This window comes from Lentzea roselyniae (assembly GCF_039537795.1).
GTDB lineage: Bacteria > Actinomycetota > Actinomycetes > Mycobacteriales > Pseudonocardiaceae > Lentzea > Lentzea atacamensis.
On the sequence record NZ_BAABBE010000048.1, the window covers coordinates 19,519 to 40,891 of the forward strand.

The following is a 21,373-nucleotide window of genomic DNA, read 5'->3' on the forward strand; positions in this document are numbered from 1 at the left end:
ACGACATGGCGCAGTTCACGAAGGAGACCTCGACCACCGGGGCGTTCGTCCGGCAGCCCAACCGCTTCACCGCGCGCCCGGAGCCCGAACCGGGCCGCTACCGGCTCGTCGTCAGCCTCGCCTGCCCGTGGGCGCACCGCGCGATCATCGTCCGCAAGCTCCTGAAGCTCGAAGACGCCATCTCGCTCGCGGTGGTCGACCCGATCCGGGACGAACGCGGCTGGCGCTTCCCCGAGACCGACCCGGTCCTGGGCATCGACTTCCTCAAAGAGGCCTACGACAGGGCTGACCCCGGCTACGACGGCCGCGTCACCGTCCCGGCGCTCGTCGACACCACCACCGGCGAGGTCGTCACCAACGACTACCCGCAGATCACGCTGGACTTCAGCCTCCGCTGGCGCCCGGACAGCACCCTCTACCCGGAGCACCTCAGGGACGAGATCGACGCCTGGATCGAGCCGATCTTCCACAACGTCAACAACGGCGTCTACAAGGCGGGTTTCGCCACGTCACAGGAGGCCTACGAGGAGGCGTACACCAACCTGTTCGCCGAGCTGGACCGCATCGAGGAGCACCTCGGCAGCCACAGCCACCTCGTCGGCGACCAGCTCACGGAGGCCGACATCAGGCTCTGGACCACGCTGGTCAGGTTCGACGCCGTCTACCACGGACACTTCAAATGCAACCGGGACAAGCTGACCGAGATGCCGAACCTGTGGGCGTACGCGAAGCGCCTCTACGCGATGTTCGGCGACACGGTCGACTGGGACCACATCAAGCGCCACTACTACGTGACGCACCACCAGATCAATCCGACCGGGATAGTGCCGGCGGGCCCAGACCCGGAGGTCTGGACCCGCTGACGAGAAACCTCAGTGGAAGGTGTGCTCGGGACCGGGGAACTGGTGCCCGCGCACCTCGTTGGCGAACTCGGTGGCCGCGCCCAGCATGATGTTGCCGATGTCCGCGTAGCGCTTGACGAACCGAGGCGCCTTGCCGCGGTTCAGGCCCATCATGTCCTGCCAGACGAGCACCTGGGCGTCGGTGTCCGGACCGGCGCCGATGCCCACGGTCGGGATGACCAGGTCGTGCGTGATCTGCTTCGCGACCTCGGCGGTCACCATCTCCAGCACGACCGCGAACGCGCCCGCCTCCTGCACCGCGATCGCGTCCTGGAGCACCACGTCGTGGTTCTCGTGACGCCCCTGCACGCGGTAGCCGCCCAGCTGGTGCTCGGACTGCGGGGTGAAGCCGATGTGCGCCATGACCGGGATGCCCGCGGCGGTGATCGCGCGGATGTGCGGCGCGAAGTACGAGCCGCCCTCCAGCTTGACCGCGTGCGCCTGGCCTTCCTTCATGAACCGGACCGCCGTCGCGACAGCCTGCTCGACCGACACCTGGTAGGAGCCGAACGGCAGGTCAGCGACCACGAGAGTGCGCTTGACCGAGCGCGTCACCGCGCGTACCAGCGGGACCAGTTCGTCCACCGTGACCGGCAGCGAGGTGTCGTGCCCGTAGACGGTGTTCGACGCGGAGTCGCCGACCAACAGGACGGGGATGCCGGCCTCGTCGAAGATCGAGGCGGTGAACGTGTCGTACGCGGTGAGCATGGGCCACGGCTCGCCGCGTTCCTTCATCTCACGCAGGTGATGGACGCGAACCCTCTTGGCGGGGGCCTTCTGGCCTGCTCCGCCGGCGTAGGGCGCGGAAACTTCGGCATTGGTCATCGTCGACCGTTCCTTTCCTCGAGGCCCGCGTGAGCAGGTCCCCGGGCGCGTTGTGCACGGTTGCCGAAGACCAGAGTGACACCGTTAGCCGGAAACAGGTCGTAGATGCGGCTACCGTCACACACGTGGCATCCCGAATCACCGAGCTGGTACTCGACTGCACCGATCCGGAACGCCTTGCCACCTTCTGGGGAGAAGTTCTGGGCTACGAGGTGCTCGGCCGCGGCGACGACTGGGCCGAGATCGGACCGCCGGACAAGCGCTCGACGTTGCTGTTCCTGCGCAACCCCGACCGCAAGCTGCAGAAGCTCCGGTTGCACATCGACGTGACGGCCACCGACCGCGAGCAGGACGCCGAGCTGGAACGGCTCCTCGCGCTCGGCGCCACGCCCGTCGACATCAGCCAGGGCGAGGTGAGCTGGCACGTGCTCGCCGACCCGGAGGGCAACGAGTTCTGCCTGCTCAGCGGTCGGGCAGACCCCTGAGGACCTCCCGGACGGCCATGACCACGGCATCCGGCCGGTCCATCTGAATCATGTGCCTGCTTCCGGGCACCGGCACGTTGCGTCCCCACGGCACTAGGGCGGCCAACGACTGGTGCTCCGGCCACACCCGACGCCCCGCCGTGAGCACGACGAACGGCACTTTGGGCAGCTCACGACGCCTGCGCAGGCGTTCCAGCGTCGCCACCTGACCGGGGTACGACGCGAGCTCGGCCAGCACCGCCCGGCCCACCCCCGGCCGCCGGTAGACCATCTGCACCAGGTCGGCGGGTGCCGGGTCGGTCACCCCCAGCGTCGACGCCGCCGTCAGCAGGTTGCGGAACGAGTGCCCGAAGCGCCGCGTCATCCGGGCACCGAGCCACCGGCTGCCGAACGCCCGGAGTCCCTGCGCGACCACCGCGGACACGTCGAAAGGCGCGCCCGCGCCCGGCGTCTCCGTGTCCGGATCGAGCAGAACGAGCCCGTTGACGCGGTGCGGCCGTAGCCGGGCATAGGCCTCGACGTGCATCGACGCCATCGAATGCCCGATCAGCACCGCATGCGGGATCCCGCGCAGCACGGCGTCCAGGACGGCCACCTCGCGCGCCAGCGACGGTCCGCGCCTGGCTGGTCCGCTCATACCGAGCCCCGGCCGGTCGAACACGATCACCCGAGCCAGCGGTTCGAGCAGCCGCACCGTCCGGTCCCAGTCGAACCACGCCCCGCCGAGCCCGGAGCTGAGCACCACGACAGGCTGGTCGACACGCCCGTAGGAGGCGACGTGCACCCGTCCGGCCGAAGACGGGATCATGGCGGTCATGGGTGGACCTCGGGAGCTGACGTGACACCGGCGTGGAAGTGGAAGGCCGCGGGCGCGATCGCGACGGTGGTGCAGCTCGCCGGGGTCTTGTCGCTCTTCCGGCTGGTCCTGCCGGAGGACAGCTGGTTCACCGACGTCGCGGACGGCGTCGGGTACCTCCTCGGCCTGCCGATCGACGGCAACCTCTTCATCGCCCTGGTGTTCTTCGTGCTGGGCTCCGCGTTGCGCAGGCACAAGCGAGCGGCGCTGTGGGCGCTGCTGCTGTTCCAGGTCGTCGGCCTGACGCTCGTCGGGTTCATCATGGTCATCTTGGCCGTAGCACCTGAAGAAGTCCTGGAGGACGGCGAGCAGGCGCACTGGGTGTCTCTGAGCGTCGGCCTCGCGAGCTCCGTGGTGTTCGTGACGCTGCTGTGGATCGTGCGTGACGCGTTCCCCGCCCGGCTGGCCCGCGGTGCGTGGCGGCAAGCGCTTGCGTCGTTCGTGCTGGGCATGGTCGCGCTGGTGCTCCTCGGCTGGGGCCTCGCCGAGGTCTTCCCCGGCAAGCTGGTGGAACAGCTCGACAAGCTGGCTTGGGCGGCGAACCAGGCCACGGGTGAGGTCGTCCGGCTGGGACGGCTCGACATCCCCGAGGGCCCGCAGTGGCTGAGTGTGCTCCTCGGGCTGGGTGGCACGCTCGTCGCGATCCGCGGTCTGTACGTGTTCCTCCGCGGTGTCCGCACCCAGAGCATGATCACACCGGACCAGGAGCTCGACGTGCGCCGGCTGCTGGCAGCCGACGGTGAGCCCGACTCGCTGGGCTACTTCGCGACGCGGCGCGACAAGAGCGTGGTGTTCGCGGCTTCCGGGCGGGCGGCTCTGACGTATCGGGTGATCGGGGGCGTGACGCTGGCGTCGGCCGACCCGATCGGTGACGAGGAAGCCTGGCCGGAGGCCGTGCTGGCGTGGCTGTCCGAGGCCCGCACCTACGGCTGGATGCCCGGCGTTCTGGGTGCTTCCGAACGGGGTGCGCAGGTCTACTCCGACGCCGGGCTCAAGGCGCTGGAGATCGGCGACGAGGCGATTCTGGACGTGCGCGAGTTCAACCTCGCCGGTCCGGAACGCCGAGGGCTGCGGCAGGCGGTGTCCCGCGTCGAACGCGCCGGGTACACCGCGCGGGTGCGCCGGCACAGCGAGATCGCGCCGGACGAGATGTCGTCCATTCTGGACCTCGCGCAGGCGTGGCGGGGTGCCGAGACCGAGCGCGGGTTCTCGATGGCGCTGGGACGTCTGGGAGATCCGAGCGACGGCCGGTGCGTGATGGTCGAGGCCTACGACGCCTCCGGTGCGTTGCGCGGGCTCCTGTCGTTCGTGCCGTGGGGCCGTCGTGGCGTGTCGCTGGACCTGATGCGGCGTGACCGGGCGGCGGAGAACGGCCTGAACGAGTACATGGTCGCCCAGCTCGCGGCCGCCGCCGGCCACCTCGGCGTGCAGCGGATCTCACTGAACTTCGCGATGTTCCGCGCGGTGTTCGAGGAGGGCGAGAAGATCGGCGCGGGCCCGGTGCTGCGGGCGTGGCGGAGGGTGCTGTCGCTCGCGTCGCGGTTCTTCCAGCTGGAGTCGCTGTACCGGTCGAACGCCAAGTACCTGCCGGACTGGGAGCCGCGTTTCCTCTGCTACCAGCGTTCCCGGTCGTTGCCGCGGGTCAGCATCGCCGCTGGCGTGGCAGAGGGTTTCGTGCCGTCACTGCGGTCGTTGCGCAAGCGCGCTCTGCAGAAGACGGACGTGAGTTCCGACTTCGCCGCGAAGGTCGCCGAGATCGACGCGATCCGCGTCGAACCGAAGGTGGTCCGGCGTCCCGAACAGGTGCGGGTGCGCATCGCGAAGGTCGAACGGCTCGTCTCGCAGGGCGTCGACCCGTATCCGGTCGGCTTCGACCGCTCGGATCTCCTCGTCGCGGCGCGGGACCGCTTCGGCGAGGTGGTCTCGGTCACCGGACGCGTGGTGGCGCTGCGGGAGATGGGCAAGCTCTGCTTCGCGCGGCTGCGGGACTTCAGCGGCGAGATCCAGCTGATGCTGTCCGTCGACTCGCTCGGCGACGCGCTCGCCTCCTGGAAGTCCGATGTGGACCTGGGCGACCACGTCGGCGTCACCGGCGAGGTGGTCAAGTCGGACCACGGCGAGATCTCCGTGCTGGCCTCCTCGTGGACGATGACCGCGAAGTGCCTGCACCCGTTGCCGGACAAGCGGAAGGGCTTCACCGATCCGGAGGCCCGCGTCCGTCAGCGCTACCTCGACCTCGTGGTGAACCAGGACTCGGCGGCGTTGCTGAAGCTGCGCAGCGACGTCATCCGCAGCGTGCGCGAGTTCCTGCACTCGCACTCCTACCTCGAAGTCGAGACGCCGATGCTGCAGGCGGTGCACGGCGGCGCGAACGCGAGGCCGTTCGTCACCCACATCAACGCCTACGACATGCGCATGTACCTGCGGATCGCGCCGGAGTTGTACCTGAAGCGGCTGTGCGTCGCTGGCGTGGACCGGGTGTTCGAGCTGAACCGCAACTTCCGCAACGAGGGCGCGGACGCCACGCACAACCCCGAGTTCACGATGCTGGAGGCCTACCAGTCCTATGCGGACTACCGGGTCATGCTCGACCTGGTGCGCAAGCTGATCCAGCACGCGGCGCGCACGGCGTTCGGCGCGGAGGTGGCCGAGCGGCCGGACGGCACGTTCGACCTCTCGGGGGAGTGGCCGGTGGTTCCGGTCTACACCGCCGTTTCCGCGGCGCTGGAAACCGTCGTCACACCGGACACGTCGGTCTCGGAGCTGCGTTCGCTGCTCGCTTCGCGGGGCGTCGAGATCAACGAGGACTGGGACCACGGCCAGCTGGTGCAGGAGGCCTACGACTCGTTCGTCGAGGCTTCCACCGTCGGCCCGACCTTCTACATCGACTTCCCGACCTCGGTGTCACCGCTGACCCGTCAGCACCGCGTCGACCCGCGCCTGGCCGAGCGGTGGGACCTCGTCGCGTTCGGCGCGGAGATCGGCACCGCGTACTCGGAGCTGACCGACCCGCTGGAGCAGCGGCGCCGGCTGGAGGCGCAGTCGTTGAAGGCCGCGTCCGGTGACGTCGAGGCGATGGAGCTGGACGAGGACTTCCTGCGGGCGCTGGAGCACGGCATGCCGCCGACGGGTGGGCTCGGCATGGGCGTCGACCGGTTGCTCATGATGCTGACCGGCACGTCGATCCGGCAGACCGTGCTCTTCCCCTTCGTCCGTCCCCAATGAGTTCGGCTCAGTGATCGAGGTACGCGAGCACGGCCTGGACCCGGCGGTCACCCGTGCCGTCCTCGGAGTTCAGGCCGAGCTTGAGGAAGACGTTGCCGATGTGCTTGTGCACGGCTCCCGCGCTGATGACCAACCGCTCGCCGATGGCCGCGTTCGACAACCCCTGCGCCATCAGCCCGAGGACCTCGCGCTCACGTGGTGACAGCACGCTGAGCGCGTCGTCAGCCTTGCGCCGCACCAGCAGCTGCGACACGACCTCGGGGTCGAGCGCCGTGCCGCCGTTCGCCACCCGGTGCAACGAGTCGAGGAAGTCCGCGACCTTGCCAACACGTTCCTTGAGCAGATAGCCGACACCACCACTCGTTCCCGCCAGCAGCTCGTGCGCGTAGCTCTGCTCCACCCACGCACTCAGCACGAGCACGGCGAGTTTCGGGTGCCGGCGTCGCGCCTCCACGGCCGCCTTGAGCCCTTCGTCCGTGAACGTAGGTGGCATCCGCACGTCGACAACGGCGATGTCCGGCTCATGCTCGGCCACGGCGTCGAGGAAGTCGTCCGGGTTGTCCGTGGCCGCTGCCACGTCGAGCCCTTCGTTGCGCAACAACAACGTCAGCCCCTCGCGGAGCAACGCGTCGTCCTCGGCGATCACGATGCGCATGGGTCACTTCCCAATCGGTAGTACGACGGTGAGCACGGTGGGACCGCCCTCAGGACTGGTGATGTCCGCCGTACCGTCGAGCGCCGCCACCCTGCCGCGAATGCCTTCCAACCCCGTCCCCCGCTTCTCGTCCGCGCCACCCTTGCCGTCGTCGTGGACGATGACGGTGAGCTTGTCGTTGTCCATCCCGAGGCTGACCCACGCGTGCCTGGCCCCGCTGTGCTTGGCCACGTTCGTGAGCGCCTCGGCCACCGCGAAGTAAGCGGCCGCCTCCACCGCCGCCGGCAACCGTCCCAGATGCTCGGCCTGCAACACGCACGGCACCGGACATCGAGCCGCGAGCGCCTGGATGGCCCCGTCCAGACCCAGATCCTCCAGCACGGGCGGGTGGATGCTGCGCACGACGTTGCGCAGTTCTTCGAGCGCCTCGCCCGCCGCGTCCTGCGCCCTGAGCAACGCCTTGAGCGCGTCGTCCGGGTTGTGGACCAGCGTCCGTTCCGCGATGCCGAGCATCATCACCACGCCGACGAGCTTGTTCTGCGTGCCGTCGTGCAGGTTCCGCTCGATGCGCCGCAGTTCCGCGCCGTGAGCCTGAAGCGCGGCGGCCCTCGTGGCCACGACCTCCGCCAGCCGCTTCTCCAACGTGGCCCGCGGCGGCGCCAGCAGCGCCCGCGCCCACCTCGCGTCCAGCGCCGCCAGCCGCGGCAGCTGGGTCAGGATCAACGTGAGCACGATCGCGATCGGCACGCTCAGGAACGCCTTCGCCCACGAGTCGACGTGGACGCCGAACGAGTTCTCCATCCCGCTCGGAAGCGCCCACCAGAGCAGCGGCACGAACGGCTGCTGCACCAGCGCCCCCGCGCTGCCGATGGCGATCGCCCCGAACAGCGTGCCGAAGAAGGCGTGCGCGACCAGCCACATCCCCTCACGACGACTCTCCGGGTCAGCCAGCACCCGTTGCGCCCGGTGCAGCCACGGCCCGTCGAGCGGCTCCGGCGACTGCACCTCGGCACCGGTGAGACGGGTGAGGCGCCGCCGGTCGAAGTCCACGATCCGGCGGATGTACGGCGCGGTGACCGGCAGCAACGGCAGGACGACGACGGACAGCAGCAGGACTCCGATCGCGAGCCACGACGCGATGGCCGTCAGCAGCCCCGTCGCCAGGTAGACGAACGCCGCCCAGATCCGTTTCATGTGGGCAAACGTATCGGCCGCGGTTTCAGCTCGCGGTAGAGCAGACTCCACTCCTGTGAAGCACCACCCGAAGAGGCTGGACGGCCTGACCGGACGTGCCTCGTACGTCACCCAGGCTCGCGGCGTCTACCTCGGCTACCGGCCGGTGAACCGTCAGGCGTGCTCGACGGCGGTGCGCCTCCGGAGGTCATCAAGCGGGCGGTGACCTTCCAGCAGCGCTGGGGCGGGCTGGTCCTGCCGCCCGCGCCGGAGTACGAGGGCGGCCCGCTGATCCTCGAGGCGGGCTTCCCGGAGCCCGGCCCCTCCGGCGAGTGGTACTTCGGGGCAGGCAGCGTGCGGGCCACCGTTCCCTACGAGTTCGTGGTCGGGCCACAGAACGAGTTCGGCATCGGAACGCACGTGTGGACCGTGCTGCACGCGACGGTGGACGGCTGGGTCGAGTCGGTCGCACTCGCGTACCACGCGGCCTGGACGGCGCGCCGGGTCACACGGGTGCGGGGCGCCGAGGTCGACGACATCGACCTCGACGGCTTCGAGCCCGTGCGCGCGGCGTGGTGGTGCGGGCCGGACGGCGTGATCGCGATCCACCGGGGTGAGGCGGAACTGCTCGGCGACCCCGCGCTGAAGGTCACGCGCGTCTACGAGGGCGTCACCCTGGACGGGTGGGAGGACTGATCAGCCCTCACGCCACCCGTTGGTGATCGGCAACCGCCGGTCCCGCCCGAACGCCTTGTTCGAGATCTTCGTGCCCGGCGGGTACTGCCGCCGCTTGTACTCGGCCTTGTCCACCATCCGCAGCACCCGATCGACGAGCTCCGGCGCGAACCCGGCCGCGAGCAGGTCGTCGTACCCGCGATCCCCGTCGACGTACTGGGTGAGCAGCGAGTCCAGCAGCTCGTAGTCCGGCAGCGAGTCCGTGTCGACCTGACCGGGCCGCAGCTCCGCCGACGGCGGCTTGACGATCGAGTTCTCCGGGATCGGCGGCACCTCGCCGCGCTTCTCCGCCTCGTCGTTGCGCCACCGTGCCAGGCCCCAGACCAGGGTCTTGAACACGTCCTTGATTGGCGCGTACCCGCCGACCGCGTCGCCGTAGATCGTCGAGTAGCCGACCGCGAGCTCCGACTTGTTGCCCGTCGCCAGCACCAGGTGCCCGTGCTGGTTGGACAGCGCCATCAGCAGCATGCCCCGGCAGCGCGCCTGGATGTTCTCCTCGGCGAGACCCGTCAGCGAGAGCTGGCCCACGTACGTCGACACCATCTCGCCGATCGGCTCGGTGGTGAAGTGCAGCCCGGTCCGGGCGGCCATGTCGGAGGCGTCCGAACGGGAGTGCTCGGACGAGTACGAGGACGGCATCGAGACGCCGTAGACCGAGTCGGCCCCAAGCGCGTCCACGGCCAGTGCCGCGACAACGGCCGAGTCGATGCCACCGGACAGACCGAGCACGACGGACCGGAAGCCGTTCTTGTGCACGTAGTCGCGCAACCCGGTGACCAGCGCGTGCCACACCTCTGCCTCGTCGGACAGCGGCTCGAACACGCGCGGTGCGGGCAGCGGTTCGTACGCCGGTCCGGCGTCGGACAGGAACACGCGGCGGACGTAGAAGTCGCCGATCTGGCCCTGCTCGTACTCCGAACCAGCGGGCAGGTCGAAGTCCACCAGCATCAGGTGCTCGACGAACTGCGGCGCACGGCCGATGAGCAGGCCATCAGTCGCAACCACCAGCGAGTCGCCGTCGAACACCAGCTCGTCCTGCCCGCCGACCAGGTTGCAGTAGGCGAGCGGCGCACCGGCTTCGGCGGCGCGGCGGACCACCAGCGGCAGCCGCTGGTCGTCCTTGTTGCGCTCGTACGGCGAGGCGTTGGGGGAGACCACCAGGTCGACGCCGGCGTCACCGAGCGCGGTGATCGGGCCGCCGTCCTGCCACAGGTCCTCGCAGATCACCATGCCGACCTCGACACCGTTGATCCGCACGATGTCCAGCGACGACCCCGGCTTGAAGTACCGCCGCTCGTCGAACACCCCGTAGTTGGGCAGGTGGTGCTTGCTCTGCCGCGCCACGACACGCCCGCCGTGCAGAACCGCCACGGCGTTGCGCGGCCCCACGGAGTCGTGCTCCAGGTACCCGACGAACGCGGCGATGTCGCCCAGGCCGGCCTCGACCAGCGTGGTGGCCAGCGACTCCAGCGCCTCGGAGGACGCGCGGGCGAAAGACGTGCGGATCGCCAGGTCCTCGACCGGGTAGCCGGTCAGCACCATCTCGGGGAACACCACGAGGTGCGCGCCGCCCTCACGGGCCTTGCGCGTCCACTCCACGACCAACGACGCGTTGCCGGAAAGGTCGCCAACAGTGGCGTTGACCTGGGCGAGCGCGATGCGAAGCTGCGGCATGCCCTCATCATCTCCCATACCATCGGGCTGTGGTCCGTCTCTTGAGCGTGTTGCTCGTCATTCCCCTTCTCGCGTCCTGCACGTCGATCGTCGACGGGACGGCCAAGCCCGGCGTGTCCCTGGAGAAACCCGGTCCAGCCGGGACTGTCCCGGCGGGTCTGGAGAAGTTCTACGGCCAGCAGCTCGCCTGGCAGGACTGCGCGCCGTTCGCCACCACGGGATCGAGCCGCCAGGCCTACGGGAGCAAGCGCGACGTCGAGTGCACCCGGCTGCAGGTCCCGCTCGACTACTCCAAACCGGACGGCGACACGATCACCATCGGTGTGCTCAGGTACAGGGCCACCGGCCAGAAGATCGGCTCGCTGCTGATCAACCCCGGCGGGCCGGGTGCGTCCGGCATGGCGTCGGCCGCGGGCCTGATCACGGACTACCGCAAGACCGAACTGGCGAAACGCTTCGACCTGATCGGGTTCGACCCGCGGGGCATCGGCGCGAGCGAACCGGCGGTCAGGTGCCTCACCGGAGCGGAGCGCGATGCCGAGCGTTTGGACCTCGACGTTGATACGAGCGCCGAGGGAATCGCCCAAACGGAGCAGGAGAACAAGGCGTATGCCGAGAAGTGTGCCGCCGGGACAAAATTCGGGGCGGCAATGCTCGCCAACTTGGGCACGCGGGACGTAGTTAAGGACATGGATGTCCTCCGCTCTGCGCTCGGCGACGCGAAGCTGAGCTATCTCGGGTACTCGTACGGCACCCGGATAGGTACCGAGTACGCCGAGACCTTCCCCCAGAACGTGCGCGCACTCATCCTCGACGGCGCCGTCGACCCCACCCAGGACCAGCTCGCGTCGCTGGTCGCCCAGGCCGCCGGCTTCCAGAAGGCGTTCGACGAGTTCGTCAAATGGTGCCGCGAGAAGAAGGACTGCCCTCTCGGCGACGATGCCAACGCGAGCTTCCGGCAGCTCACCACCCCGTTGATCCAGAAGCCGGTCAACGTCGGTGACCGCAAGCTGTCCTACAACGACGCGATCACCGCCACGATCCAGGCGTTGTACTCGGAGCAGCTCTGGCCGTTGCTCCTGGACGGCCTCGACGAGCTGAAGACCGGCAAGGGCGGCACACTGCTGCGCCTCGCCGACGCGTACCTCGACCGAGACGACCAGGGCAACTACTCGACGATCACGGACGCGTTCACCGCCGTGCACTGCGTCGACGACCCACGGCTCACGGACAAGAACGCGCTGTTGGAGACCGCGAAGAAGTACAAGGAGGCGGCGCCGTTCCTCGACGACGGCAACCCACCCGGCGCGGCACTCGACTCGTGCGCGTTCTGGCCGGCACCGGTGTCCGGCCGCACCGCGCCGCCCAAGGCCGACGGCATCCCGCCGCTGCTCGTCATCTCCACTACCGGTGACCCCGCCACCCCGTACCAGGCGGGCGTGAACCTCGCCAAGGCGCTCAACTCGCGGCTGCTCACCTTCGAAGGCGTCCAGCACACGGTCTTCCTGCAGGGCGACAAGTGCGTGGACGAGGCCGGCGTGAAGTACCTGATCGACCTGACCTTGCCCGCCGACGGAACCCGGTGCGCCTAATGACGAAGAGGCGATCCCGAGTCACCGCGGCCTTGTTCGCCTTGATCGTCCTGCTCGGCACGTCAACGTCCTACGCGCGCATAGACGGCAATCCCGTCGCCGCGCGCAAGGGTCTTGCACGCTTCTACGAGCAGGTGTTGTCGTGGGGCGCGTGTCAGCCCTACGCGACCGACGCGAAGAGCAAGGGTCTGTATGAACGCGAGGGCATCCAGTGCGCGCGTCTGCAGGTCCCGCTCGACTACGAGAAACCGGACGCGGGGACGATCACCGTCGGACTGTTGCGCCGGCCTGCCGCCGAAAAGGAGCGGCGGGTCGGTTCTCTCGTGGTGAACCCCGGTGGTCCGGGTGGTTCGGGCATGTCGCACGTCGCGAACATGCAGCCGAACAACCCGGTCGGCAAGCGGTTCGACGTGGTGGGTTTCGACCCGCGCGGCGTGGGGGCGAGCCAGCCCCGCGTGCAGTGCCTGACCGACGCCGAACGGGACGCGCAGCGGTTGCGCCCCAAGGGCGAGAGCGCGAACCAGACCGAACAGGAGAACAAGTACTTCGTCGACAAGTGCGCCGAACGCAGTGGTATCGACCTGCTGCGCAACGTCGGCACGCGTGACGTCGCACGGGACATCGACGTGCTGCGCGCCGCGCTGGGGGAGAAGAAGCTGAGCTACCTCGGCTACTCCTACGGCACGCGTATCGGCACGATGTACGCCGAGATGTACCCGCGCAACGTGCGCGCGATGGTGCTCGACGGCGCCGTGGAGGTGAACAGCGACAAGGTGGCCGCGTCGGCACGTCAGGCGCAGGGCTTCGAGGAGTCGTTCCAGCGGTTCGCCGGCTGGTGCGCCCAGCGCGACTGTCCGATCGGGACGGACGCGGCCGCCGCGGAGCCCAGGTTCCGGCAGATGATCGAGCCGCTGAAGAAGGCTCCGCTGCAGGTCGGCGACCGCAAGCTGTCCCACTCGGACGCGAACACCGCGATCATCCAGGCGATGTACTCGGACCGCCTGTGGGAGACCGCTCTGAAGGGTCTGCAGGAGCTCCGGCAGAACAAGGGCAGCACCCTGCTGCAGCTCGCCGACCAGTACCTCGGCCGCGCCCCGGACGGCACGTACTCCCGCATCCAGGACGCGTTCGTGGCCATCCGCTGCGTCGACGAACCACCGGTGAAGGACCGCGCCACGCTGGAGTCCAACCGTCGGAGGCTGTTGGAAATCCTCGGCAACGACACGATCCCCACCGACGAGACCGCACTCGGCCCGTGCGCGTTCTGGCCGGCCCCGCACACGTCGGAACCGCATCCGCCGAACGTGAACGGGCTGCCGCAGGTGCTGGTCATCTCGACGACCGGTGATCCGGCGACGCCGTACCAGTCCGGTGTGGACCTCGCGGCCGCGCTCGGCGCGCGTTTGCTGACCTACAACGGAAACCAGCACACGGCGTTCCTGGCCGGCATCGGCTGTGTGGACGGTGTGGGCACGAACTACTTGGTGGACTTGAGACTGCCGGAGACGGACTCGGTCTGCTGACGCTTTGAGGGGAGGAGTACCGAACCCAGCGCGCCGAGCGCGCAGATCACCGCCGTGATCAGGAAGATCTCGTGGTACTCGGTGAGCAGCGCCTCGGTGAGCCTGCGCTGGTACTCGGCCATCTGCCGGGCGTACTCGGCTTTCTCGACCCCGAACGGCAGCGGGGTGTTCAGGCCTGCCGTGAGCTCGCCGAACCGGTGGAGTCCCCACGCGGACAACGCCGCCACGCCGACGAGCATGCCCGCCATGCGCGCGACGACGACGAACGCCGACGCCACGCCGTGACGAACTGACGGCACGACACGCAGCACAGCACCGGACAACGGCGCGATGACCAGCCCGAGCCCGAAACCGGCGATGGCCAGGTCACGCGTCAGAACGAACCCGGACACGTCGGCGGGCCACTGCGCGATGAGCACGTACGACGCCGACGCGATCGCGAGCCCGGCGAAGGACACCCAGCGGTCGCCGAGGCGTGCCGCCAGGAACCCGCCCACGACGGCACCGACGGGCAACGCGATCAGGAACCGCGCCAGCAACGCCGCGGCAGCCCCGGAATCCCGGCGCAACACCGTCTGCGCGAACAACTCCACGTCGACGAGCGTGACCATCAACGCCGCACCGGCCGCGAGCGAGACGCCGAGCACGGCCCAGAACGGCAGCCACTGCACGCCTTCGGAATCGAGGAGCCGCACAGCAGCACGCCGTTCCCACAGGAAGAAGGCGACCAGCACGACCAACGCGGCACCGAGCACCGGCCAGCCCCACGACGGCAGCACCGATTCTTCGGGCTTCGGGTTGTAGAGCGCCACCACCAGCAACGACAGCGCCAGCGCGAGCAGCACTCCGCCAACAACGTCGATGCGAACTTCACGCCGTGTGTTCGGCACGGTCCGTTGCACGATCACCATCGCGATGACTGCCAACGGGACGTTCACCCAGAACACCCAACGCCAGCTCTGCGGCTCCCACGCCTCGAACAACGGCAACGCGTTGAACAGTGACGCGACCCCGATGCCGTAGAGCGTGCCGAGGACGGATCCCAGCTCTTGTGCGGCACCGACCGCCCCGAGCGCGGCCGAACGCCGGTGCTCTTCCCACAGATCCGCGACCAGCGCCATCGTGACCGGCAGCAACGCGCCACCGGCCAGACCCTGCACGACGCGCCCGGCGACGAGCAGCGGCACGTCCGCGGCCAGCGCCGTGACCACCGACCCGACCAGGAACCCGAGCAGCGACACCTGCAGGACGAACCGCCGCCCCAGCCGGTCCGACAGCTGCCCGAGCAACGGCATGCCGGCCACGTACCCGAGCAGGTACCCGGTGACGATCGGCGTGGCTTCCTGCAGCTTGTTCACCGCGATGCCGAGATCGCGCACCATGTCCGTGAGCACACCGACGACGACGTACGCGTCGAGCGCTCCCAGCAGCACAGCCGCACCGGATGCGGCGAGAGCCACTCTTCTCATCATTTCCCGGCCCGCATCACGCCGGGGCCGTGACCGTGACGGGCTTGTCGAAGTCGGTCAGTCCGATGTCGACCTTCTGACCACCGGGCAGTTCGAACAGGGCGCTCTTGAGCTTGTTGTCCTTGTCCACGGAGAACGTGCTCTTCACGTCCGCGGAGATGCCGGGCACCAGACCGGCGGCGACGTCCTTCGGCACGGTCGCCTCGATCACCGACACGTCACCGGAGGACTTCGTCTTGGCGTCCTTCGCGCTGGCCAGAACCTTCGCCACACCCTTGTCCGGGTTCAGGATGGCGGACGGGTCGTACACCTGGCCCGCGAACGCCGCAGGCAGCTTCGTGAACCCGCCCGTCGGGCCCTTGAAGTGCAGGTTTCCGCCGGTCAGGACGTATTCGATCGCCAGCAGCTGGCCGGCGAACGTCACCTTCGCGGTGCCCTTCGAGTCACCGGCGGACGTGAGGTCGCCGTCGGCGTCCTTCACCGGCACGTCCGGCAGCTCTCCGTCCACCTTGATGGTGAAGTGGACGGTCTTGACCGAGCGCATCGACTCGGCCGACCTGGAGAGCAACGTCGCACCATCGGGGAGATCTCCACCGGACGTGCAGCTCGTGAGCAGGGCGAGTGCGCAAACCAACAACCAACGGGCGGACATGCGTTGATCCTAGTGCCGTGCCGCTGACCTCAGCCGCGTCTTCGGTGGTCAGACGGGCGCGTCGCGACACCGGCCCCACGCCCACAGCCAACCAGGATGAGGACGCGGGGCCGGCACCCCGACGCACCCGTCTGACCACCGAATACGGCGCTAAGGCCAGCGGCCACGGCACTGGAGAGTCCGGAGCCCTTAAGCTGCGCCCTATGGACCGCCAGCAGGAGTTCGTGCTCCGCACGCTCGAGGAACGCGACATCCGGTTCGTCCGGCTCTGGTTCACCGACGTCCTGGGCTTCTTGAAGTCCGTGGCGGTCGCACCGGCCGAGCTCGAGGGCGCCTTCAGCGAGGGCATCGGGTTCGACGGCTCCGCGATCGAGGGCTTCGCCCGCGTCTACGAATCGGACATGGTCGCGAAGCCGGACCCCGCCACGTTCCAGGTGCTGCCCTGGCAGACGCCCGAGGGCACCAACTACTCGGCGCGCATGTTCTGCGACATCACCATGCCGGACGGCTCCCCGTCGTGGGCCGACCCGCGCCACGTGCTGCGCAGGACCCTGTCGAAGGCGAGCGAGGCGGGCTTCACCTGCTACGTGCACCCGGAGATCGAGTTCTTCCTGCTCAAGGACCTGCCGGGCGACGGCAGCGAGCCGATCCCCGCGGACAACGGCGGCTTCTTCGACCAGACGTCGCACGAGACCGCCACGCACTTCCGCCGCCACGCCATCGAGGCGCTGGAGGCGATGGGCATCTCCGTCGAGTTCAGCCACCACGAGGGCGCGCCCGGCCAGCAGGAGATCGACCTGCGCTACGCCGACGCGCTGACCATGGCGGACAACGTCATGACGTTCCGCTACGTGGTGAAGGAGGTCGCGATCACGCAGGGCGTGCGCGCCTCGTTCATGCCGAAGCCCTTCTCGGACCAGCCGGGGTCGGGCATGCACACGCACATCTCGTTGTTCGAGGGCGACCGCAACGCCTTCTACGACGAGGAAGACCCGTACCAGCTCAGCGACATCGGCAAGATGTTCGTCGCGGGTGTGCTGAAGCACGCCCGTGAGATCTCCGGTGTGACCAACCAGTGGGTGAACTCGTACAAGCGCCTCATCGTCGGCGGCGAGGCCCCCACGGCCGTGTGCTGGGGTCACGCGAACCGCTCGGCACTGGTTCGTGTGCCGATGTACTCGCCGGGCAAGTCGTCGTCGCGCCGCGTCGAGATCCGCTCGCTGGACTCCGCGTGCAACCCGTACCTCGCCTACTCCGTGATCCTGGCCGCCGGCCTCAAGGGCATCGAGAAGGGCTACGAACTGCCGCCGCCCGCCGAGGACGACGTGTGGTCGCTGACCGACCGCGAACGTCGTGCCGCCGGGTACGCGAACCTGCCGCAGAACCTCGGCGAGGCCCTCACCGAGATGGAGAACTCGGAGCTGCTCCCCGAAGCGCTGGGTGAGCACGTCTACGACTTCTTCCTGCGCAACAAGCGGACGGAGTGGGACGCGTACCGTCGAAGCGTCACCCCGTACGAGTTGCGCACTCTTCTTCCCGTGCTGTGAGGCCGATACGTTGCTCTCCGTGACAGAGGTACCCGAGTTCCAGCCGGCGATCTGCGCGTGCACGGTCGCCACGGCGGCGGAGCTGCCCGCGGTCAAGGTCCTGTCCAGCTCGTTCCTCGCGGAGCACCCCGAGGGCCGGTTCGTCGCGCTGGTCGTGGACGCGCAACCGGAGCACGCAGGACCGGGGCTGATCACGCCAGCGGAGATCGGCGTGCCCGAGACCGAGCTGCACGTGCTCGCGACCTCGATGGAGGCCGACGCGCTGAAGGCCGCGATGCTGCCGCGGCTGCTGGAGGCGTTGCTGTCGCAGGGCATGCCCGTGCTGTACCTCGACCCGTGGGTGCAGGTGTTCGGCTCGCTCACGAAGCTCGTGCTGGAGGCGTTGCGCAACGCCCCGGTCGCGCTGTTGCCGCGCACGTTGCGCCCGCTGCCGTCGGACGGCCTCCAGCCGGGGCCCGCCGAGCTGCACGACCTGGGCGCGTTCGACCCCGGCTTCATCGCGGTCGGTCAGGGCTCCGAGCCCTACCTGGGCTCGCTCGACATGCCGGCGATCGTGCCGCACCACGTGGTGCGTGACGCACGGGTCGGGGTGTCGGTGTGGAACGTCGCGGACCGGCCGTTGCACCGCACCGAGTCGGGCTCGCTGGCCGTCGTCGGGCAAGACCTGCTGACCGTGCACTTCCGAGGGTTCGACCCGCGGCGGCCGTGGCTGCTGTCCGCCGACTTCGCCGACCGTCCCCGTGTGCTGCTCTCCGAGCACCAGGAGGTCGCCGAGCTGTGCACGGCGTACCGCGCCGAGCTGGTGCGTTGCGGCTGGACCGTGCAGCCGGTGCCGTACCGGTTCGGTTCGCTGATCGACGGGACGCAGATCCCGTCCGAGCTCCGTGCCGACTACCGGGCCGCCTCGCCGACGCCGCCGCCAGCTTTCGGTGAAGACGGTGGTGGTGGGTTCCTCACCTGGGCGTGCGAGCAGACCGCGAGCGGTGGAACGCGTTGGGCTGATGCGGTGTGGCGTGCTGACACGTCGCTGCAGCAGCAGTTCCCGGCGCCGTTCGGTGCGGATGCCGATGCCTGGCGCGAGTGGTGCGCCGGGGTCGGGGTGGCTTCCGGGCGGTTGCCCGTGCCGGCCGTGCCGCAGCCTCGTTCGGAGGGGCCGGCGCTGCTGGACCAGCTCGGCGTGTCCGTCGTCGGTTCGGGGCCGTTGTCGCAGCTGATGCTCGCGGCGGCGCGCGCGTCCGGGCTGCCGGTGTCGACTTCCGCCGGCTATCCCGTCGTGATGCGGACCTCGCCCGACGACGAGGTGCCCGCCGGGCGGTTCGTGGTCGAGGTCGCGCTGGACGCCACCTCCGCGGACGACCGCACGGGCGTGAACGAGCTCTGGCTGTCGTCGGATTTATCGCGTGCTGCCGCCGAACGCATCGGCGGACCCATCGTTCGTGTGGTGCCTGTGCCGGTGCACGACGTTGGCGCGCGTGAGCACACGGCCGGCGACGTGGTGGTGTTCGCGGCGATCGCGGACCACTCTCTCGACCGGCCCGGCAACGTGCTGGGCGCGGTGTCGGCGTTCTTGAGCGCGTTCCCCGATCGCACCGACGTCGAGCTGCGGATCGCGGTGTCCGGGGCGTTCGAGCACCCGGAGGCGGCCGAGCGGCTGCGCCTGGCCACGGCTTCCGACCCGCGGATTTCGCTGGTCGAGGACGTCGACGTGTGTCTGGACGCCGACGCTGTCGTGTCGCTGCACCGCGGTGGGGCGGACGACGCGATCGCGTTGCGCCTGGCCAACCTGGCCGTGCGGGGGATTCCGATCGTGGCGTCGGACCACGGCGCCGTCGCCGAGCTGTTCGGCAAGACAGCGGTTCTCGTGCCGTGTCACCAAGGTGCCGAGCCCGATGTGCAGGCGGCTGCGAAGCTGCTCCACTCGCTGGCCGACGACCTGGCGACCGCGGAGGCGCTGGGTGCGGCCGCACGCGAGCACGTGCTGTCGGTGCGGTCGGTCCCGCGGGTGGCCGAGCTGCTCCGCGAACGCGTCGAGCACGCGTACCGGGGATGGCGGGCGCGCCGGCCGAAGCCGAAGCCCGAGGTCGACCCGATGCTCGCGCTGCAGTCGGCGAAGCACGCGTTACTGCGCCAGCCCAACGTGGACACCGCTCACCGGACGCCGATGGCACCCGCGTTGCGCAAGGTCGTGTTGCGCGCGTTGGACCACTACGACAACCACATGCGCCAGGTGCTGCACACCCTGATCGACGGGGTGGAGCGTACGGTGTCCGAGCTGGTCGACCGGCAGGACGCGCTGAAGGCAGGGGTCGGCGCGGGCGAGCTGGAGCTGCTGCGCGCCGAGGTCGAGCAGGTCGCGGAACGGCAGTCGCACTTCGGCGACCAGCTGGTCGGTGTCGACGACGGGGTCGTGCGCGTGCGCGCGGACATGGCCGGTCAGGGCCGCCGGCTGCGGGACATCGAGGACGCGGTCGTCGCCGAGGCGGCCAAGCGCGCGAAGTCGAACGACGTCCTGGCGGAGCGGATCGACAAGCTGACCGTGGCGCTGGATCGCACGCTGGACCGGATCGACACCTTGGAATCCAAGGTCGTCGAGGTCTTCCGCGAGCGCGACTCGCGGCTGGACGCCGCCATCCGGGCGGCTCATCACGCGCAGCAGACCGCGGACGCCCTGCGTCGCGTGGTGGTTCGCCAGCACGAGGCTGCCGGGGACGCGCCCGAGGTGCGTTCGTCGCTGGTCTTGTGCGACGCGGGCATGATGCGACTGCCCTCCGACGACGCGTTCATGCTTCCGCTGTTGTCGTCCAACGGTGTGTGGGAGCCGGACCTCGCGGAACTGCTCGACTCGGTGCTCGAGCCGGACGGCATCTTCGTCGATGTCGGTGCGTACGTCGGGTACCACTCGATCCGCGTGTTGTCGCGGATGGGCCTGATGGGCGCCGTTGTCGCCGTTGAGCCCGATGCGTCGGCGGCTGCTCTGCTGAGGCACAACGTCTCGGCGAACCTGCCTGCCGCCGTGGCCTCGCGGTTGACCGTGATCGAGGGCGCCGCGTGGGAGAGCCCCGGTGAGCTGGCCGCGTCGCCGACGCTGACCGGTGGTGTGTCGGTGTCGCCGCTGCCCGCTGATGCGTCCGCGGATGTCGCTCGGGTGCGGGCGGTGCGCCTGGACAAGGAGCTCGAAGAGATCTCCTTGGTTCAGGGCATGAAGCTCTCGGTCGTGCGGGTGGACACGCCAGGGCGAGGTCATCGTGCGCTCGCCGGCCTGGTCCGGTTGTTGCGGCGCGACCGGCCGCACGTGTTCCTGGAGTTCTCGGCGACGTCGACCTCCGAGTTCGGTGACGATCCGGTGACGGTCCTGAAGGAGTTCGGCGTCTGGGGCTACGACCTGGTGCCGCTGGCCACCCGCCAGGTGGCCGCACCGGACCAGATCGTGCGGGCGATGGAGGGTCTGCGTTCCATCACCCTGTGGCTCCGGCCGCGTCCGGTTGGCGCCAAGCCGGCTGCTCCGACCCCGTCCGTGCCGATCAAGCAGCCCGCTGACCAGGCGATTTGACTTTGAACCTCCCGGTGAGTAACTTTCTTCGAGTCGCAAGCGAGACCCCCGGAACGAGCGGTTGACACCGCGGATCGGGCCGGGTAAAGTATCGCGGCGTCAAACCCCCAGAAGTGAATGAACGGCCTAACGTGCTGTCCGGGATCCGAAAAGACCCCGATTTGACACCGGAAAAGCCTCTCAGATAACTTCTGAACCAAGCCAAAAACTGAATGCGAAGCGAGTTTGCGCCGAGCAGAGAAGCCCGAAACGGCCGATTTGACAAGCGAAAAACGAACGAGCTAAGCTTTCAACACAAGCCCCGAGAGAAACTCTCCGGAAACGGAGAATGGAACCGGTGAGCGCGTGTTCTTTGAGAACTCAACAGCGTGCCGAAACACAGCCAGTAATATGAATACTCCTCGTCAGGAGTATTCCTTTGAGTAGTTTTACCAGATTGCCAGACATATTCCGTCTGGAGCGATCAACACAATCCTTATTGGAGAGTTTGATCCTGGCTCAGGACGAACG

The 21,373-nt window shown here is 68.9% G+C and carries 15 protein-coding genes; 8 read left to right on the forward strand and 7 right to left on the reverse strand.

Annotated features, from left to right (window positions below):
• Positions 1–5 precede the first annotated feature (5 nt).
• Complete coding sequence (locus tag ABFX45_RS42485; RefSeq protein WP_109632742.1) at positions 6–863, forward strand: glutathione S-transferase family protein; 858 nt, start codon at positions 6–8, stop codon at positions 861–863.
• A gap of 9 nt (positions 864–872) precedes the next feature.
• Here ABFX45_RS42485 and panB read toward each other — a convergent pair whose 3' ends face one another.
• Positions 873–1,727 (reverse strand): 3-methyl-2-oxobutanoate hydroxymethyltransferase, encoded by an 855-nt coding sequence (gene panB, locus ABFX45_RS42490; RefSeq protein WP_109632745.1) that lies wholly within the window; start codon positions 1,725–1,727, stop codon positions 873–875.
• Between the two features lie 125 nt (positions 1,728–1,852).
• Between panB and ABFX45_RS42495 the strand changes: the two genes are divergently transcribed.
• Entirely contained in the window at positions 1,853–2,212 is a 360-nt protein-coding gene (locus ABFX45_RS42495; RefSeq protein WP_112232397.1) for a VOC family protein, read from the forward strand.
• On the opposite strand, the gene ABFX45_RS42500 is transcribed toward ABFX45_RS42495, so the two are convergent.
• Complete coding sequence (locus tag ABFX45_RS42500; protein WP_109632751.1) at positions 2,190–3,029, reverse strand: alpha/beta fold hydrolase; 840 nt, start codon at positions 3,027–3,029, stop codon at positions 2,190–2,192. The two genes, ABFX45_RS42495 and ABFX45_RS42500, sit on opposite strands and share 23 nt — an antisense overlap.
• A 21-nt stretch (positions 3,030–3,050) precedes the next feature.
• Here ABFX45_RS42500 and lysX point away from each other — a divergent pair, with 21 nt between their 5' ends.
• Positions 3,051–6,293 carry a bifunctional lysylphosphatidylglycerol synthetase/lysine--tRNA ligase LysX gene (lysX, locus tag ABFX45_RS42505; RefSeq protein WP_346136688.1) on the forward strand — a complete coding sequence of 1,081 codons (3,243 nt, stop codon included), beginning with the start codon at positions 3,051–3,053 and terminating at the stop codon, positions 6,291–6,293.
• 7 nt (positions 6,294–6,300) lie between these two features.
• Here the strand turns inward: lysX and ABFX45_RS42510 are convergent, their stop codons facing one another.
• Together ABFX45_RS42510 and ABFX45_RS42515 are read right to left on the reverse strand one after the other, a co-directional pair.
• Positions 6,301–6,948, reverse strand: coding sequence for a response regulator (locus tag ABFX45_RS42510; RefSeq protein ID WP_112232401.1), 648 nt, complete (start codon positions 6,946–6,948; stop codon positions 6,301–6,303).
• 3 nt (positions 6,949–6,951) lie between these two features.
• Positions 6,952–8,142: a sensor histidine kinase gene (locus tag ABFX45_RS42515; RefSeq protein ID WP_109632758.1), complete on the reverse strand. Its 1,191-nt coding sequence runs from the start codon at positions 8,140–8,142 to the stop codon at positions 6,952–6,954.
• A 159-nt stretch (positions 8,143–8,301) separates the two neighbouring features.
• Here ABFX45_RS42515 and ABFX45_RS42520 point away from each other — a divergent pair, with 159 nt between their 5' ends.
• Positions 8,302–8,817: a hypothetical protein gene (locus tag ABFX45_RS42520; protein WP_215732659.1), complete on the forward strand. Its 516-nt coding sequence runs from the start codon at positions 8,302–8,304 to the stop codon at positions 8,815–8,817.
• Here the strand turns inward: ABFX45_RS42520 and ABFX45_RS42525 are convergent, their stop codons facing one another.
• A complete protein-coding gene (locus tag ABFX45_RS42525) occupies positions 8,818–10,530 on the reverse strand; it encodes an NAD+ synthase (RefSeq protein WP_109632760.1) in 1,713 nt (570 codons plus the stop codon).
• Between the two features lie 29 nt (positions 10,531–10,559).
• Here ABFX45_RS42525 and ABFX45_RS42530 point away from each other — a divergent pair, with 29 nt between their 5' ends.
• Together ABFX45_RS42530 and ABFX45_RS42535 are read left to right on the forward strand one after the other, a co-directional pair.
• Complete coding sequence (locus ABFX45_RS42530; RefSeq protein WP_112232403.1) at positions 10,560–12,122, forward strand: alpha/beta hydrolase; 1,563 nt, start codon at positions 10,560–10,562, stop codon at positions 12,120–12,122.
• Positions 12,122–13,645 carry an alpha/beta fold hydrolase gene (locus ABFX45_RS42535; protein ID WP_112232405.1) on the forward strand — a complete coding sequence of 508 codons (1,524 nt, stop codon included), beginning with the start codon at positions 12,122–12,124 and terminating at the stop codon, positions 13,643–13,645. The genes ABFX45_RS42530 and ABFX45_RS42535 overlap by 1 nt, the downstream gene beginning before the upstream one ends.
• Here the strand turns inward: ABFX45_RS42535 and ABFX45_RS42540 are convergent.
• Together ABFX45_RS42540 and ABFX45_RS42545 are read right to left on the reverse strand one after the other, a co-directional pair.
• Positions 13,600–15,114, reverse strand: a complete 1,515-nt coding sequence (locus ABFX45_RS42540; RefSeq protein ID WP_233439276.1) for an MFS transporter — start codon at positions 15,112–15,114, stop codon at positions 13,600–13,602. The genes ABFX45_RS42535 and ABFX45_RS42540 overlap by 46 nt on opposite strands.
• A gap of 16 nt (positions 15,115–15,130) precedes the next feature.
• The gene (locus ABFX45_RS42545) at positions 15,131–15,766 is read right to left on the reverse strand and encodes an LppX_LprAFG lipoprotein (protein ID WP_109632770.1); all 636 of its coding nucleotides are present in this window, start codon (positions 15,764–15,766) and stop codon (positions 15,131–15,133) included.
• Between the two features lie 203 nt (positions 15,767–15,969).
• Between ABFX45_RS42545 and ABFX45_RS42550 the strand changes: the two genes are divergently transcribed.
• Entirely contained in the window at positions 15,970–17,313 is a 1,344-nt protein-coding gene (locus ABFX45_RS42550) for a glutamine synthetase family protein (RefSeq protein ID WP_109632772.1), read from the forward strand.
• A gap of 19 nt (positions 17,314–17,332) precedes the next feature.
• Positions 17,333–20,863, forward strand: a complete 3,531-nt coding sequence (locus ABFX45_RS42555; RefSeq protein WP_146772090.1) for an FkbM family methyltransferase — start codon at positions 17,333–17,335, stop codon at positions 20,861–20,863.
• Positions 20,864–21,373 lie beyond the last annotated feature (510 nt).